The sequence below is a fragment of the Natronobiforma cellulositropha genome (assembly GCF_025629245.1).
In the GTDB taxonomy this organism is placed as follows: domain Archaea; phylum Halobacteriota; class Halobacteria; order Halobacteriales; family Natrialbaceae; genus Natronobiforma; species Natronobiforma cellulositropha.
In genome coordinates, this window is record NZ_JANZXN010000012.1 from 1 (window position 1) to 18099 (window position 18099).

Annotated in this window: 7 protein-coding genes; 2 read left to right on the top strand and 5 right to left on the bottom strand. The window is 63.4% G+C overall.

Annotated elements, in window-relative coordinates:
* The 4 genes from N0B15_RS05250 to N0B15_RS05265 form a co-directional block, all read right to left on the bottom strand.
* Positions 1-525: DUF7958 family protein (locus N0B15_RS05250; protein WP_484549510.1), on the bottom strand; the 525-nt coding region annotated here is incomplete at its 3' end.
* A gap of 5 nt (positions 526-530) precedes the next feature.
* Positions 531-1784 carry an eCIS core domain-containing protein gene (locus N0B15_RS05255; RefSeq protein ID WP_263018460.1) on the bottom strand — a complete coding sequence of 418 codons (1254 nt, stop codon included), beginning with the start codon at positions 1782-1784 and terminating at the stop codon, positions 531-533.
* 301 nt (positions 1785-2085) lie between these two features.
* Positions 2086-2571 carry a DUF7970 domain-containing protein gene (locus N0B15_RS05260; RefSeq protein ID WP_263018461.1) on the bottom strand — a complete coding sequence of 162 codons (486 nt, stop codon included), beginning with the start codon at positions 2569-2571 and terminating at the stop codon, positions 2086-2088.
* Positions 2568-3563, bottom strand: coding sequence for a ParA family protein (locus N0B15_RS05265; RefSeq protein ID WP_263018462.1), 996 nt, complete (start codon positions 3561-3563; stop codon positions 2568-2570). The genes N0B15_RS05260 and N0B15_RS05265 overlap by 4 nt, the downstream gene beginning before the upstream one ends.
* A gap of 814 nt (positions 3564-4377) precedes the next feature.
* Here N0B15_RS05265 and N0B15_RS05270 point away from each other — a divergent pair.
* Positions 4378-15534, top strand: coding sequence for a fibronectin type III domain-containing protein (locus tag N0B15_RS05270; protein WP_263018463.1), 11157 nt, complete (start codon positions 4378-4380; stop codon positions 15532-15534).
* Positions 15535-15670: 136 nt separating this feature from the next.
* Here N0B15_RS05270 and N0B15_RS05275 read toward each other — a convergent pair whose 3' ends face one another.
* Positions 15671-17029 carry a tyrosine-type recombinase/integrase gene (locus N0B15_RS05275; protein ID WP_263018464.1) on the bottom strand — a complete coding sequence of 453 codons (1359 nt, stop codon included), beginning with the start codon at positions 17027-17029 and terminating at the stop codon, positions 15671-15673.
* 515 nt (positions 17030-17544) lie between these two features.
* Here N0B15_RS05275 and N0B15_RS05280 point away from each other — a divergent pair.
* A complete protein-coding gene (locus N0B15_RS05280) occupies positions 17545-18012 on the top strand; it encodes a nucleotidyltransferase domain-containing protein (protein WP_263018465.1) in 468 nt (155 codons plus the stop codon).
* Positions 18013-18099 lie beyond the last annotated feature (87 nt).

Here is an 18099-nt window from a genome sequence, read left to right on the forward strand (position 1 = left end):
GGCCAGCGCCTCTCCGTCGACGGTCGCACCCGATTCCACGCCGTACGCCGAGAGAGCGTCCCTGATCGTCTCCTGGAGACCGACCGGATCTGGCTCGAGGTAGAGGTCAGTGCGGTAGACGACGATTCCGTCGGGGTCTGCACCTGCAAACGGCAGGTCGACTCTCGAGCCATCGGCGTGGCGTCGGAGGCGGTCGAAGAGCGCACGGAAGTGCGTTTCGAATGCCGTCGGGGAGAGCTGACCGAGCGCGATCATCGCCGCCAGAATACAATCGGGATTGTCGACCCGCTCGAGGGTGCCGTAGCCGCGTTCACGGTAGACGTGGTATCTGGCGTAGCGCCGGGCCTGGTTGACGTGTTCGTTCTCCTCGGGGGTGCGAGCCATTGGGTCGTCGTCGTATCCTTCTTGTTCGTGGTATTTTATTTCACCACTGAATCCCATTTCGATCCAGTGTTCCACGCCTGCATTATCGTATACATACATCCCAACTCGCTCGTCGTTTTGTCCGGTGATCTTTGCATCCATGACACTCACTCCAGTTCATCTCGCTGTGATTCGCCTTCACCAGTGCGGGCGTGGTCGATAGCCGACGCAATGAGCTGTTCGATCCGTTCTTTCGCGCTGCTGTTCGTTCCATCAGCCCACGTCTCGTACCCCGCATGGGCGGCATATGCGAACGTCATCCCCGGGACGACGTCGGCGATCGCCGCCTTCGTCAGGTTGAGGGCAACCGCCTCTACTGAATCGGAGACGCTGTACTCGCTCTCAGGTGTGAGTTCCTGCCCGAAGTGGTCTTCGTACATCGTCGCCAACTGGTGGTCGTCGAGTCCGTACTCGGCTTTGACCTCCTCGAGCGTGACCGACGGCGTCGCAGGCTGGCGTTCCTCGTGTGCCCCTCCCGCGCCAGTGAGATACTTCTGCTTCGCATCCTGATGGACCGGGAGCGTCCCGCCGCTCGAGTGGACTCCACTCGACCCCTGGAACCGCTGGACGTGAACCTCGACACCCGACGGAAGGCGAGCGACCGGAACCGGTTCTTCCTCGAGTGCCTTCCTCGCCACATCATCAGCCTCACGCTCGAGTTCGGGGTCGGGATCGATCACCAGCGAACTCCCCTCCTGAGGGAGCATACTAATGGCACCGCCAGTTTGCTGGCGGACGTGCGCCAACTCGTGTGCGAGCAAGTACTTCCCCTCCGGACTCTCGGGATTGTACTCGCCGCGGTTGAACACCACGTGGTTCCCGGTGGTGAACGCCCGCGCCTCGAGCGTACTCGCGGCTTTCGCGGCCTCCGGACCAGTGTGTAGCTGTACGTCAGAAAACGAGTCCCCCATCCGTTGTTCCATCTCCTCGCGGACGGGGCCCTCGAGCGGCCGTCCCGGCTGAGAAATTACCCGCCGAACCACGTCGGGCGTCCCGGTTTCACCCGCGAGTTCGCTCTCCGCTTGCGCCTCGACAGAGCGCATCGCACTCTCGGTGTCGAGGTCGACACCTGCCGTAGCGCTGCGCGCTCGAGCGACGCGGACCTGCTCCCCGGTCGGGGTGTTACAGCCAGGTTTGAGTTCGCCACGCTCGGCCCAGTCTGTGACCTGCGGGTAGCCATACCGGCCGACGAGGTCGTCGAGTTCCGCGGCGTGGGCCTGCGAGGGTGGTGTCACACCAGGGAGGTGCTGGTGTGGACGCGTTCCCTGCGGTGTCAGTTGTTGCGCTCGAGCGCGTCTCACACGCTCGCCTCGCTCACCATCGTCGTTCGACCGGGCGCGTTGGTCTCGGTGGAAACTCACGTGCACCACCCCAGCTGTGCAGACATCGGTAATTACCATCCCGTTATGAGTCGGCTGTATTAGGTGTTTGTAATTGAATAATCGAGTGCCCGTTCTCACCACTTTGTGGGCCTCACACTCGAGTACCAGACCTGGACCGACTACCAGTGAGACCCACCCTCGGAAAGCACACAGATCTGGCCACCGGTTTGTGCCCACGTGCGCTCGAGGTACTTCCCCTCGAAACGGGGTTGCCATCCCTGCTAGGCTCCGCGAAACTCGTGATCCCAGTGAAGTCGGAGAGCGTATCGCCAAATATGGTTTATCGATCCAGGATCCCGAACCCGTCCTCGCGCATGAGTTCGGCGACACCCGCAGGGTTCTGGAACGCGTACATGAGTGCGAACTCTCGAGCGTCCGTCTTCGAAATCTCGTCCGTATCGAGCTGGTCGGCGAGGGCGTTCCTGAACGAGGACTCCTGGCTGCTAATCTCACGTCGTAGGTGAACTTCGATCCGGTGGTCGCGTTCGTCGGTGACGTTGTTCCGCCGGACGAAGTACGGATAGGCCGGGGTCTCGCCGGCGGTGTCGGGGCTCTCGTTCGGGGCTTCGGTAACTTGCTCGGCTCCGGCCGACGGTGACGGAGTCTCCTGGGACTGCGCTGGCGTGCTCGAGCCCGCTTCAGTGGACGAACTCGAGTCCGCTTCGGCCGCTGCACTCGAGTCCGTCGCGTCCTCGCCCTCGTCGCGGCTCCGGTCGCCAGAGCCACCGAAGTCGAGGTTCCCGGATCCCGATTTGAAGCTGGTCATCGGGCCGTCACCTCGGCTTCGGAGTCACGCGAGACGTCGAAGCGTCTGGTGTCGTGGTCATCGATCTCGAGGACGAGTTCCGGATCGACGTCGACCCCGAAGGTTTCGGTCGCGACGAACGTCGCGAGTTCGTAGAGGTCACAGACCGTCTCGAGTTCGCGGTCTCGGATCCGGCGGTGGCCGGGTTCGCTCACCATCTCACCGTCCTGTTCGAACGTCTTCCAGCGCTCCTCGATGACTTTGAACGCCGAGCCTCGAGCCTCCCACATCGTATCCATCAGGCTCTCGCGGTCGGCAATCGCGACCGGCGTATCGAACGCGTCGGTCGCCTCGAACTGCTTGTAATACTGCTGGTGGGCGTTGGTCTGGCCGACACCCGAGGGGACGACACAGGAGAGACCGATCTGGATGTCGAGTTCCGAACTCATGTTCCGGACGAGTTCCTCGAGTCCCTCGAGACTGAGGTTCCCTTTTCCAGCTGGTTTCACGGGCGCGACGAGCGTCCGGAGCGCGTACATCGCGTTGTAGAGTAAGTCCTCCGCTCGAGCGTTCGGGTCGATGAGAACGGCGTCGTACTGCTCGTGTAACTGCTGGTTCTGCCAGAGGAGGTCGTGGAGGAGTTCGTATCGCGGATACTCCTCTTTGCTCATGTTCTTCATCCCCGTCTCGTAGGCGATCTTCTGCTCGAGGTTCGAGGTGAAGTCGCCGAGCATGTCGTGGCTCGGAACGACGTCGACGCCTTCGTCGGAGGTCTCGATCAGGTCCTCGAACGGCCCATCCGGCATCTCCAGGATGTGTTTGACCAGATTGTCGGCGTCGGGGTCGCTCCGGTGTTCGCCGACGTCGAACAGGCTGGTGAGGTTCCCCTCCTGGGGGTCGAGATCGATAACGCAGACGTCGAGACCCATTCGCGCCCAGGCGACGGCCAGGTTGGCTGTCGTGGTGGTTTTGAACGTGCCACCGGATTCTGAGTAGACGACGACTGTGATCATACGAGGTGAGAATCTGCCTGCTGTGACTTAAATCTGTGTCAGACATACGTGCCAGATTCCAGCCACAGGCATCTGTTACAGCCATCTGTAACAGTGGCCTGTTATAGCTATCTGTGACGCTTGCGTCGGGTGTATGTATGGATTTTCCAGCGAGACGGAAAGCCAAATCACGACCAGTACTACAGACATGTGCTACAGATAAGCGGTACAGATAGACGGTGCAGATAAACAGTACATACAGATGTGACAGACATACGTTACAGACATACGTTACAGACATACGCTACAGTTGTATGTCACAGAGAGATAGTACAGGACGTCGCCACAGAAGTGTACCACAGGTTGATGTGACAGTGAGTCATTACAGAAGTATACGACAGACATACGTAACAGTCGTATATAACAGGCTGACGGTACAGATATCTATCACAGAGAGGTGTACCAGTGACACGTGACGGATGTGCCAAACAGACAGCTGTAGTTATTGATCACCTTCACGCCATAGGCGACGGGAGAGAACACGTGCCAGCCGACGTAGAGAGCGCAGGTGGCGTTACACACGAGGGACCGACCGCCGTCACCGAGTATTCGACCCCATTTTTCCATTACTTCGAAGTAACCTCATAGATTACGATTATCTCACCCAATGTATTTCTAAGTATAATATACTCGGAGACATATGGTAGGGGAAACGGGTATATCTGTACCGAAGATTCGAGTGACATCGGCCCTTCTTTTGCTTCTGGCGTGTTTCTTGCTGGTGGCGATGGGGGTTTCCGGTACGGGAAGCGTCTTCGTCGAAGAGGCACATCGTGTGAGTGGCCAAGAAGTGGTCGAGCCAGGTGACGGTCCCGAGTGGGGTGGCGTCGGTGCGAACGTTTCAGCGGTTGGGACCACGTACGCGGTCATCGAGGTCGACGAGGTGCCCGACGATGCCGCTGACTTCAGCGTCTTCGAACTCGAGGACGACGGGGGCTGGGGTGAGGTGGTACCACACGAACGAGACGGTCTCGAGTTTACGCTTCCGAACCTGATTCCTGGACAGTCCTACGACGTGACCGTGCAGGCACGCGACGAGAGTGGTTACAGTGACGACGGCCCGAACGTGTCGTTCACGACAGATATCGGGGACGACTGGGACGGAATCGACGCAACCGTCACGGAGGTGGGCATTACGCAGGCGGTACTCGAACTCGACGGGGTGCCCGAGAACGTCGACCAGTTCGCCGTCCTCGAACTCGAGGACGACGGGGGCTGGGGCGAGCTGGTCCCGCACGAACGAGACGGTCTCGAGTTCACACTCGGAAACTTCGAGCCGGAGACCGAGTACGACGTGACCGTACAGGCGCTGATCGACGACGGCGACGAGCCGTACGTGACCGGCGACGGTCCCGAGCTCTCCTTCGAGACGACGTCGTTCGATGCGTTCGGCTGGCCCGACGGAGCGTCGTTCGAGGTCGTCGACACCTCCGACCGGACGGCGACGCTGACGTGGGACGCAGCCGAGCCCGCCGGTGAAGTGAGCCACTACTACCTCATTCCGACCGAGACGGGCGAGGGGACGCCTGTCGGCACGCCGACGCTGTACCGGGGCGAGGACGGATCGTTCGCCGCGTACGACGGGGCGTTGACCGTCGAAGACGGCGTGTTCACGTACCAGACGGGCGAGCTTCTCGATCCGGAGACCGAGTACGAGTTCGAACTCATCGCCCAGCTCGGTCCCGAGCAGTCCAGCCCGCTCGTCACGACCGGCAGCACCGCCGATCCCCAGCCCTCCGAGTGGGACGAGCGCGCCAGTGCCGCCGTGACCGACACTACCGAGTCCACCGCCACACTCGAGGTCGACGGCTATCCGATCCCGTTCGAGTACTTCGAGGAGCTGGTGGTCTACGACGAGGACGGATCCGCACTCGAGACCACCGCCGTCGGTGATCTCGTCCACGAGATCGACGGACTCCAGGCGAACACCACCTACGAGATCACGGTCGAGGCCCGCGACGAGTTCGGACTGGAGAGCAACGACGGGCCGACCGTGGAGTTCACCACGAGCGCCGTAGCGGGGCCGACGTACCCGGCCGCAGACCCCTTCCAGACCACCGTCACGGTGTCGTGGTACGGACCGGCGACGGGTGAGTACCGCGTCTATCGTAACGGGGCGGTCGTGGGGACGGTCGACGCCGAGACCGGGACCACGCCCGCGTCCACGTTCGCGTACGAGGACGCGGCTCTCGAGGCCGAAACCCCGTACGAGTACGAGATCGTGCGCGAGGTCGACGGCGAGGTCTCCGAACCGGCGTCCACCACCGCCGTGACAGGTCTCGTCGGCGCGACGGCGATCGCGAGCGTCAACGAGGACGGGGTGCCGATGCGGAATCCCGACGAGGTCGACCTGAGCGGCGACGGACGGTACGTGGTGTACGCCTCCGGACAGCTCTATCGCCACGACGTGCAGACGGGAACGTACGACGTGATTAGCGGCGTCGAACCCGACGACGACGCGTTGCCGTTCGGCTCGCCCTTCGAGCATCCGGCGATCAACGGCGATGGGAGCGTCGTCGCCTTCACCTCGAGCGGGCAGGTCTACGTCCACGACGTCGACGCGGGGACGACGGCGCTCGTGAGCGGATTCGAAGACGAGTCCGGGGACGTGACCGCGGGTGACGGCACCAGCGTTCACCCGAGCGTCAGTGGGGACGGCCGGTACGTCGCCTTCGAATCAGATGCCACGGACCTCGTCGACGAGGACGTCACCGAGACCAACGTCTACGTCTACGACCGCGAGGAGGAGAATATGCACCTCGTCCCGGCGGAGACGGGCGAGATGGGATTCGGTGTAGACGGTCTCGAGCCCGCCATCAGCCCGGACGGGCGGTACGTCGCCTTCCACTCCGACAACCCCGACCTCGTCACCCTCCCCGACGGCCACCCCGGCGACCAGATCGAGGTCTACCTCTACGACCTCGAGACTGAGGAGGTCGAGTGGGTGAGCGGACCGAACGACGGTACCGCTCCCGACGGCCGGAGCACGGACCCCGCGGTGTCCGAAGGTGGCGAGTTCGTCGCCTTCACCTCCCGCGCCACGAACCTGATCGAGGGCGCCTCGGTCGACGCGACTGGAAAGTACCGATACGACAGGGGCAACGAGACGATCGAACTCGTCGGCGTCGACAACGATGGAGAGCCGATCTCGTCCACTCGAGCGCCAGCGATCACGCCGGACGGCCGGTACGTTGCCTTCGGCAGTTATCGCGTCGACACCGAGAAGGGCGTCGCGAGCGACTTCGGCTACAACAACTCGGGCGACCCGTGGGAGTTCTCTTACACCGGTTCCCCGACGCCCGACGATCTCTCGATCAGCGACGACGGCACGAGGGTCGCGTTCTACGTCTATCCGTTCGGTGTCAACGTCCCGAACCTCGCCCCCCTCGAAGACGGGAGCAACAACGCCTACGTCACCACCCTCGGGAACGAGTCCGTACTCGACCCGCCCGCGTGGGACGGCCACGATGGAGTCGAGACCAGTGACGTTCTGGCTGGCGAACTCACGCTGACCTGGGACGACCTGGACGCGGCGAAGTTTTACTACGTGTACGTCGACGACGAACTGTACGCGACGACCTCGAGCGAGACGACCGAGATCCGACTGACGCGCCTGGAGCAGGGCGAAGAACACGAGCTGCGCGTCGAGGCGATGAACGAGCTGGGCATCCTCTCGGAAGGTGGCCCGCGGACGAACCAGACGATGCCCGAACTGACGGCACCGTCCTCCGTTGGAACCACGCCGTACGACGCCGGGATGATCCTCCACTGGTCGGACGATCTGGTCGGCGGCGAGCTCGACGACGTCGAAGTGTACCGGGAGGGTACCTACCAGGGACGGGGCGATCTGGATACCAACCGGTTCTTCGACGATGGACTGGAGCCGGAGACGACCTACGAGTACGAACTCGTGTTCTGGGACGAACACTGGAACGAGGTGACGATCTCGCTCGAGGCGACGACCCTGGCGGCGGGCGACGGGATCGAGACCGTCCACCTCGACCGCGTCGACGGCGAACCGATCGACGGTAACGTTCGCGGCGTCGACGTGACGGCCGACGGGGAGACGGTGGTATTCGGTTCCCGGGGCGAGCTGTTCGACCTCCCCGACGAGGCCAACAGGTGGCAGGTCTACCTGCGGACGGGCGACGGCGATCTCGAGCTCGTCAGTCGCCCCGATGGGACGGGAACGGACGTCGCTGCCGACGGGATCAGCCGGAACCCCAGAGTGAACGACGACGGGTCCGTCGTCGTCTTCCGGTCCCGGGCGGAGAACCTCGACGAGGCCGCCGTGCCGGGCAACAGGGCTGACTACCAGCTGTACCTCCGTGACCGGATTATGGACACGACTCACCTGCTCACCCGGGGTGTCGGCGGGGAGATGGCCGACTCGTCCATCGGCACCGATTTCGACGTGAGTCGTGACGGCGAACGCGTGGTGTTCACGACGAGCGCCGACAACGTACACCACGACGTCGACGGCGACGACGGGCGACAAGTCTACCTCTACGACCGGGCCACCGGTCTCACCACGCTGGTCTCGAGGGGACTCGATTCCGAGCCAGCCGACGGCCACGTTCGTTACCCGTCCATTAGTCGTGACGGCGAGTACGTCACCTTCAGCACCGCCGCGACGAACCTCGTCGAAGACGTGACGAACGAGCAGTCGGACGTCTACCGGTACGCGGTCGAAACCGGCGAGATCGAACGCGTCAGCGTCACCGCGGCAGGTGAAGAGATCCCCGCCCCCGACATCGGCAGCGACAACGCGAGGGACCCCGTGATCAGCGAGGACGGTGGGCGGATCGCGTTCATCTCCACCAGCGAGGCGCTGGGGGCCGACGGTACCTACCAGCTCTTCGTCTGGAGCGAGGAGACCGGCGTCACCGAACACGTCGCGATCGAGACGCATACGTGGGCCGGCTACACCGTCGAGTGGGGCGGGCTGTCGATCAGTCCGGACGGTCGGTTCGTCGCCTTCGAATCGGCTTCGTCGATCGCCGTTCCACGCGACGGCGCCGCCGACAGCCACCTGTACGTCCACGATCTGGTTACCGAGTACACGATGCGGGCGGACGTGAACTCGTCGGGCGAGCCGGCTAGCGATGAACACCTGGACAGTCTGGATCACCTGGGAGCGTTCCGATTTGCGGATACGACCACGCCGACGCTCCTGTACGTGTCTCGTTCACAAAACCTGGCCGACGGCATCAGCGAGGACCACCGGTTCGGCAAAGCGTTCAGAACCGAGCTCACCCGGTTCGACGCCGTCGCGGACGTCGATCCACCGAGCTGGCAGCCCGGCACGGACCTCGAGACCACGCCCGTCGGACAGGGCACCATCGAGCTTCGCTGGGACCCGGCGGTCCACGAACTCGGCGTCGACTCGTACGTCGTCACCGGCGACGGACTGGTGGATCCCCTGATCGTCTCGGGTACGGAGACCAGCGTGCTCGTCGACGGTCTCGAGCCCGACACGACCTACACGTTCGAGGTACACGCGGTGGACGCGACCGGCCAGGAGAGTTCGCCGTTGTCCGCCGAGGAGACGACCCTCGACGAAACGGCTCTGGTCACGTTGCAGACGGCCGTCGAGGGTAACCTCGTCGACCTCGAGTGGGAAGCTGCCACGGAAGCGTCGGGTCTCGAGGGATACCTCGTCCAGCACCGAGAACCCGGTAGCGAGTGGGTAGACCGGGCGACGATCGAGGACAGGGAGACGACCACGGCGAGCGATACGGGTCTCTTCGGGAACACGACGTACGAGTATCGGGTGCTCGGTGTCGACGCCGACGGTAGCCAGATCGATCACACCACGACGGCCACCATCACGACACCAGCGCTCCGAATCGACACCTTCGTCTGGGCCGCCGCCGATCGAACGCAACTCGGACACGTCGAACTCGGTGGAGAACTCGCGTTGACGGTGGTCGGCGAGCACGGCCGGACGGTGACGGTCGACGTCGATCACACCACCTGGTACGACGAGGATGGCACCCTTCGGTCCGCCCCTCGGAACGCGACGGAGCGCGTGGTGCTGAACGAATCTGATCCGGGCGTCTACCACAGCGACAGCTTCACGGTCCCCGAGGGGACCGCCGCCGTCACGGCACTGAGGGCGAATCTGACCGACGGCGAGTCCATGGCGACCACGTCGGAGACAGATCTGGACGTGGCAGTCGCCGGTTCACTCGTCGTCTCGGTCTCGTCGACGAACGCATCTAGCGTCGACGACATTCCCACGAACACACGAATCGAGGTCTGGAGTGACGGGATCGGCCACGGCGAGACCGAAGCGTTCGACGGCGAGCGCCACTACACGTTCGACGAACTCGTTGGTGTGGACGCCGACGCGCTCGACGATCCGGACCAGAACTACGAGGTCCGAGTGCGAGCCGGCAGCCGATCCTGGGCGAGCACGGACAACGTCTCCGTCAGGGCGGGACTGGAGAACCCGATCGACGGCGAGCCGGTCGAGCTGGTCTACGAGGGACCGACGGAGATCAGTGTGAACGTCGTTACCCACTCCGGCGATCCCGTGGGAGACGTCCGGGTGCGCGCGTACGACGGGTCCAGGTGGTTAGGCTCGGCAACGGCCGACGAATCCAGTCCGGTCCACCTCTTCTCGTCGGACGCTTCGATCCGCCACGCAAACGTCCAGGAGCTCCGGCTCGTCGCCGACTCGCTGGCTCCCGGTCAGGCCAGTGGCGAACGATCAGTCGACGTGGAACCGGGGGAGCATACGTACACGATCCAGCTTCCGGAAGCGCAGTCGGCGACGATCTCCGGGGTCGTGGCCGACGACGACGAGCCGGTCGGGAACGCGACGGTCGTGGCCACGGGGTACGACGGACAGTCGTACACCGTCGCGGACACGACCGACGAGGATGGCGCGTACGAACTCGACGTCTTCTCACCGAACGTGACCGTCTCCGCAACCCGTCTCGACAGCACAGTCGTACGGACGACGACGGACGAGCACGCACTGGAGGGGCTGGATCTCGCGTCGAACGAGACCGCGACGCTCGACCTCGAGGCGTGGGAGGAGCGTCGCTACGAATTCTCGGTCGGTACGATCAGCTACCAGACCGCCACCGGCCAGCTGCAAACGATCTCGTCGATCGGCGGCGCCGAAGCAGACCACCTCCAATTCACCGTCGAGGGAGAGAACGTCTCGACTCTGCGGGCGTCCCGAAGCTGGGGCGGCTATCCCGTCGAAGCGTGGCTCCCGAGCGGCGAGACGGTCGAGCTGTCGATCAGCCCATGGCAGATGGGACTAGGTGAGCTGACACACACCGTCGAACTCGGCGAGGAGACGCACATCAGTCCCGACTTCGAGTACCCCGTCGACGAGACCGTAACCGTGGCGTCAGGACAGCTCCGTCTGCCCGGCGACATCGCCTGGGAACCGGATTCCTGGCGCGATCGCGGACGACTCACCGTCTACGACGAGGACGGGAGTCGAGTCGTCCGGCAGACGGTCAGTGGGCCGACCGTCGCCGTGAACCTGCCAGAGCCCGGCACGTACGATCTCCGCGTCACCGTCAGCCACGACGGCGTCGACCACTTCGCGTCGGAGACGTTCACGCTCGAGAACGGCTCGACCACCGTCGACCTCGGTGCTATCGAGGTACAGCCCGGTGGCCGCTTCGGGTTCCAGGACGGGAACACGATCACCGCCGACCCGAGCGAGGTGACGGAGGGCAGTTACAGTACCGTTCGCGCGACGTACGACAACACCGGGAGCGGCAACGTCACGGATGCCCGACTGAACGTGACGCTCCCCGCGCACCTGACGCTCGTCGAGGGGTCCACACTCCTCGACGGGGAGTCAGTCAACGTGAGCGTCGCCGGGGACGTGGTGACGGTGGCGCTCGGAGACGTCGGGGAGGGCGAACACGGGGACGTGCGGTTCCAGGTCGAGACCGGCGAGATCGTCGACCCACGGGACGACGAGCTGACGGCGACCGTCGCGTTCGACGACGAGGGCGAACGCCACGAGGAGTGGCTGGGGACCGTCGAACTGGACGTCGGCAGTATCACGATCGACGTCCCGGAGACGGTACAGGACCGGGAACTGACGCTGCGCGGGCGCGCCCCCGGCGAGAGCAGCCTGCGAGTCTCCGCCGACGGCCAGGCCGTAGGAGAGACCACCGTCGCGCCCAACGGACGCTGGTCGATGGACGTGTCGCTGCCGGAGACCGAGGCCCCCCACTGGTATCGACTGACCGCAGACGTCAGCGACGGGGACGAACGAGCGAGTTCGCCGGGATACCTCGTCCTCTACGATCCCGAGGAGCCACACCTCCAGCAGGTCACGATGTGGCAGGGCGACGACGAGGAGGACGTAGAGAACCTCCCGCCCATCGCGACGGCAAACATCGACCGATTCCTGCCAGCGACCGCGGATCCGATCACCTTCTCGACCGAAGGCGGCGTCGCCGAGTTCCCGCGGACCATGCTGGCTGGACTCCCCTTCATGTTCGAACTCGAGTTCAGCGATCCCGACCGCGTGAGCGACGTCGAGGTGTACATCGACGGTCCTGCGGGCGGTTACGCTGAAGCCGAACAGGTCGGCGACATCTGGGTCGCCAGAATGGAGACCGACCGGAGTGCCACCTGGCGCGCGGGCAAGATATACGTCGGCTACGAGACCGACACTCCGACACCGCCGGAACACGTCCGGCACGTGTCGGTCGGCGACGACGCCCGGCAGCTGATCGCCGAACCCATCGATCCCCAGGACGAAGACTGGGAACTGGACGATCACGTCCTGATCGGCGACTCGGCGCCAGTGGACGGCGACGGTGAGAGTGCGGAGACCGCCGACGTAGAAACTGCCGAAACGACCGACGATGAGAGTGTGGAGACTGCTGAGATAGCTGGCGTGGGGACCGTGGAGACTACCGACGGGAGTGGTGCAGCATCGGAGAACTACCTCGAGGGACTCATGACGACGGGCAACGACTCCGGAGCGCCCGGGCCGTCCTGGTCGCTCAGCGACGACGTCCACCTCGGTGGAGACATCGAGGGACATATCGAGATGGAGCTCTCTACGGGCCACCAACCGCTCTACGATCCGGGTGCATCCAGCTACACCGGGTTCATCGGAACCTCCTCGAGTTCGGGCAGCACCAGCAGCCCGTCGTCCGGAACCGATTCGATCTACTCGCACGCGTACGTGAACGTCCACCAGCCGTCGTCGGACAAGCTGGTGGTGACGGTCTCCGGCGAGATCCCGCTCTCGGAGTTCGAAGACGCCGATCCCGCCCCAGACGTGGCTCCGGAGTGGAACACCGAGGCGAGTCTCGAGGTCGCGAACGTCTCGGCGGACGGCACCAGCGCCACCCTCGCCTGGACTCCCGCCCAGGACTCGCTCTGGGTCGAGGAGTACCGACTCTACCGGATCGACGGCGAGGAGAAGACGCGAATCGGTGAGGTGTTTGGTGACTCGTTCGAGGCGAACGTGACGGGGCTGGCGCCCGGCCAGGAGTACGAGTTCGCCGTCGAGGCGGTCAACCCCCACGGCGTCGAGAGCGACGGCGGGCCCACCCAGACCGTGACCGCCGGCGACGTCGAGGCCGAGATGAACGCCATCCAGTCGGCCGAGTTCGAACGCCTGTCCAACGATCTGGCCGAACCCGAGTGGCAGACGGCCCTGCGCACCACCTCGGAGAGTGGCGGCAACTGGGTCCGGAGTACGAACCGGGTGCTCCTCCGGGCGGGCGGCCCGCTCGACATCATCTCCGCCGGCAAGGACGTCTGGGACGCCGGCGAGGACGTGGGCGACCTCAGCGACCTCGAGGACAACTGGCCGGACTGTGCGGGTCCCATGCCCCAGGACCTCCAGAACGCCATCGACGACGCGACGATGATGTCGGTGGCGGGCGTCGGTACGTCGGTGGCCTTCGCCACGGCGGGCGTGCTGGCACCGTCGGGAATCGGTCTCCCTGCTGCCGCCGCGCTGACGGCTGTCGGGACAGCGACCACCCTGGCCGTCGACCACCAGAAACAACAGGCCTACGACAGCGTCGACGACGAACTGGCCAAGGCGAGGGAGGACGCGATGGAAGACTGCGAGGAAGACGAATTACCGCCGGACCCAGATCCCGACGACGACGACCGCGACAATCGGGACGACGGGCCGCCGAGGGGGTCCTCGCCGATCGCCGATCCCGGCTGGAAGATCGACCCCAGCGGCTTCGTCTACGAGGTCGTGGAGGACGAACCCATCCAGGGTGTGACCGCCACGGTCCTCAAGTGGGAGGAGGACGAGGAGCGCTGGATCGAGTGGGACGCCGACTGGTGGGGCGAGACCAATCCCCAGACGACCGACGCTGGCGGCAACTACGGCTGGGACGTCCCGCCGGGAGACTGGCGTGTCGTCTACGAGAAGGAGGGCTACGAAACCACCTTCAGCGAGGACTACTACGGCGAGATCGAGGTGCCACCGCCGCACTTCGACGTCAACGTGCCGATGATGTCACACGAGCCGTCGGAACTCGAGTCGGTCGACGCATCGGCCGACGGCAGTGCGATCACCCTCGCGTTCACTCGTCACCTCGACACCGAGCGGGTGAACGAGAACACGGTGTTCGTCCGGACGACCGGCGAGGAGTCCGAGACGGTCGACGCGACCGTCGTCTTCCCCGAGACAGTCGCCAACCCACACACCGACGACGAGGAGGAGACGCTGACGCAGACGGTCCGCATCGAACCGGACGAACCGCTCGACGCCGGCGAGTACGAGGTCGTCGTCAGCGAACTGATCGAATCGTACGCTGGCGTGGCGCTCGAGGAGCGCTACGAGGAGCCGCTCGAGGTGAGCGGAGAGGTCTCGTTCACCGTGACGATCGACGAGGTCGACTCGCCGGTCACGGTGGGAGAGACGCTTGCTGTCACTGCGACGCTCGAGAACGAGGGCGACGCGTCCGCGACCGGGACGGTCGAACTGCGTAATTTCGACGGCGACGTGGTCGCCGACGCGGACGTCGAGGTCGAGGGTGGTGCGAACGAGACGGTCACGCTGGGGTGGAAGACCGGAGACGGCGACATCGGAACGGGGGAGATTACCGTCCAGAGCGGGGACGACGTTGCGGTCGCCACCGTTACCATCGAAGAGGACGCCGACGAGGAAACGAACGGCGGCGGCGGCGGACCACCCCAAACTCCGCCGTCCATTCCGGACGAACCGGCGTCGTTCGCCGTGATCGCCCTGGACGTTCCGGCCGAGATCGACGAGGACGCACCGCTGGCCGGGAGCGTGACAGTCGAGAACGTCGGCGACGAAACCGGCGGAGAAACCGTCGAGATTCTCCTCGACGGCGACCGCGTCGAGGACCACGAGGTCACGCTCGGCGGGGGTAAGTCGACGAGTGTCGACTTCGAGATCCCGGCGACGGACCTCGTCCCCGGTGACGTGACCGTGAGCGTGGCAGTCGGCGGCGACTCAGTTGCCGAGACGGTACAGATCGCCCCCGCAGACGCGGCGGATCCGGCGACGTTCGCAGTGGTCGCACTCGACGTCCCGGCTGAAGTCGACAGTAGCGAACCGCTGGCCGGGAGTGTGACGATCGAGAACGTCGGCGACGAACCCGGCACGAAGGCTGTCGAGATCCGTCTCGACGGCGACCGCGTCGAAGACCACACGGTCACGCTCGACGGGGGCGAGTCGACGACGATCGATGTGGCAGTTCCCGCTGCGGAACTCGACCCGGGCGAAGTAACGCTCACCGTGGCAGTCGACGGCGTAACGGACACCGCGACTACCCTCGTCGGCGGCGACAGTGATGCCGACGAAGGGGAAGAAACCGAACAGGAGATCGGTGACGACGGAAGCGACGACGACAGCATCCCCGGATTTGGGATCCTGGTTGCGCTCCTCTCACTGGCAACCATCGGGGTTCTCGCGACACGCCGCCGGCTGCGGTAGTTCGGTCTCACTATCTTTCTGCGAGGAGAGAATTCCGCCCTTTAGGGCGGGCGTGAATCCGACCGACACCGGCGCTGTCCAAGTGCGTGCGGATGTCCGGTACTGTCGAGGGCGTGTTTCGAGTTCGTTGCGCCGTTCACCCTGCTCTTCGATCCACTCGTCCATCTGGTTGCGTCTCGTTTCCAGCTCGGTGAGTCTCGCCGAAGGCCGTGTGCAGCTGGTCTCGCATGAACTCCCGTCGGACTCGACGAGAACGCGAGTCAGACAGGTAATTTTGCATCACCACCCGGGGATCGCTACTCCCCTGTTCTGCGGCAATTTCGTCGACGCCCTCGAGGACACCCTCGAGGACTGCCGTATAGGTGTCGTACCAGAACCGACGACAGAGCTGCGGACTCGGGCGCTCACCCTCGATCTCCTCGGGGAGACCGGCTCTCGATGCGAGCGTCTGGAACCAGTTACGGATTGTATCTCGGGTCACGTACGGCGTTTCTCCCTGTGAGGAGGGGAACAGGTATCCAGTCCACGTCTCGGCTTCGGCTAGCTCGTCGATTCGGGCGTCGAGCACGTCCATTCCGTACAGGAGAGATACTTCACCGGGTCCGTTCTTGCGATTCGCGAACGTGATGACGGGAACGTCGTCTTCGGGAACGTCACGCTGGAACTGCGAGATATGGAGTGTGGCGACCTCACTCGCCCGAAGTCCCCAGCCGGCCAATGCCACTACGAGCAGCCGTTCTCGCGTCGTCCCCGATGCCTGCATCAGCGTCCGAATATGAGCCGCCGAAAGGGACGGTGTCGGGGAATCTTCGACGTCCCACTTGAACTCGTCGTAGAGACCGCTGGCGGGGTTCATCGAGGCGACCCGCCGGCCGACCAGATGCTGATACCACGCGTCGACGACGCGCCGCACACGCTGGAGCGTCTGGCCACTGTACTCGTGTTCGGCACCCTCGTTCAACCAGTCGAACGCTGCATAGACTGCGTCAACAGCTTCGTAGGCAGGATTCTCTCGGTCCCGCTGAATCGGTGTGAGAAGATCGTCCGTCCCGTTCGCCTCCGTATAGGCACGGACGTAGAGGTTAAGTCGCGTTCGGAGCGTCTCGACCGACGACGACGCCAGACTGTACCGTGATCTCCGTCGGTCGAGGAACTGCTCGAGGGCAGCGGTCGTTTCTTCGTCTGCTGTTGCCCAGGAGTAGCCGTCGTCACCGTCACCGAGCCCGAGGTCCTCGTGCCAGAACTCCCCAAACGAGCGGCCGTGGTGGCGACGGAGGGCTGCGAGGAACGGCCGTGCGCCGTGGTCGCGAAACCACTGGTGGGTCGGTTTCTCGCTCTCCGGGTCGATACCCTCCACCTCGAGACACGGGGCGATTCGATCCCAGTACAGGTCCGTGAAGTCCTCGAGCGTAGACGAGGTCCATCGGACACCGTCAAATGATGGCACCCGCTCAGCGTCGATTTCGTTCACCTGCTCGGCATTCGACCGACTCATCGTATCGCTCTCTCGAGGATTCGACCGTCCGAGAGTGGGTTGGTGCGGAATTCGGCGAGAAGCCAGGTCGCAGTCCAGTATGGCGATTCTGAGAGTGGCATATTCGGGCTGTTCAGCGTTTTAGTTGGAATCCTTATTAGTTTGTGGGTTGGGCAGACCTGTCGAGTCTGCTGAACCCACGATAGATTTGGCGATAAAATGCGCCATACGAATAAACCTTATATTGCGATATGGTTCTCCCAAAAATCTCGTCTGGAATCGCGAAGGTGGTATGCATTCTACTTATTATGGAGAAAACCGTGTCGAGAGGATTCAATGAGCGTGTTATCTCTTTCACTCTGTTTCGCGAGTATTTAACTATCAAGCATCTGTACCAATCCTTGTCTCCCATTAGAATCCACCTGGAGATAGAATACAGATGATTCCAGACGACATTATACACCACGTGGATGCCACCATCCGCAGTCGAGTCGTGACTACACCGTACCTATCGAGTTTAATGGGCAACTGCTAAAATGCCGATTCCTGAAAGCAAATTTAACGACTGGCATGGTACCGGAGCTGACAAGGGATCGGCTGATGCACGGGATAAGACTCGCCGTGCCCTGATGAGCGAACGCTCTCCTCTCGAACAAGCGGACGAAGATTACGAAGTCTATTTACAGGGCTCATATGCGAACACAACTCACACACGGGGATCGAGCGACGTAGACGTCGTCGCGAAAATCACGTCTGCATGGCGCTCTGATCTTGAGGAGCTCAGTGAGGAAGAGGAGGAACGATACAACGAAGACCACGATGACGCCAATTATGACCACCGTGATTTCTACGATGATGTGCTGACGGCACTCAGGATCAAGTTTGGCCGTTCAGCTGTTACCCCCGGTAATAAGGCAATCAAAATCGACAAGGAGCGGACATCACTACTTGATGTCGACGTTGATGTGGTCGCGTGCGGTGAATACCCATCCGTTCTAGCTTAGTGGCTGGCTGAGATGGCGATCACGCCGAAATTGCGTCGAGTCTGACCGCAATCATGCTGAGATGACTGCTGTTCCAGCAAACCAGTC

Bases quoted from the DNA above. Each gene is read 5' to 3' on its own strand.
- N0B15_RS05260 (WP_263018461.1), bottom strand. From the start codon at position 2,571: ATGACCAGCTTCAAATCGGGATCCGGGAACCTCGACTTCGGTGGCTCT.
- N0B15_RS05265 (WP_263018462.1), bottom strand. From the start codon at position 3,563: ATGATCACAGTCGTCGTCTACTCAGAATCCGGTGGCACGTTCAAAACC.
- N0B15_RS05275 (WP_263018464.1), bottom strand. From the start codon at position 17,029: ATGAGTCGGTCGAATGCCGAGCAGGTGAACGAAATCGACGCTGAGCGG.
- N0B15_RS05280 (WP_263018465.1), top strand. From the start codon at position 17,545: ATGCCGATTCCTGAAAGCAAATTTAACGACTGGCATGGTACCGGAGCT.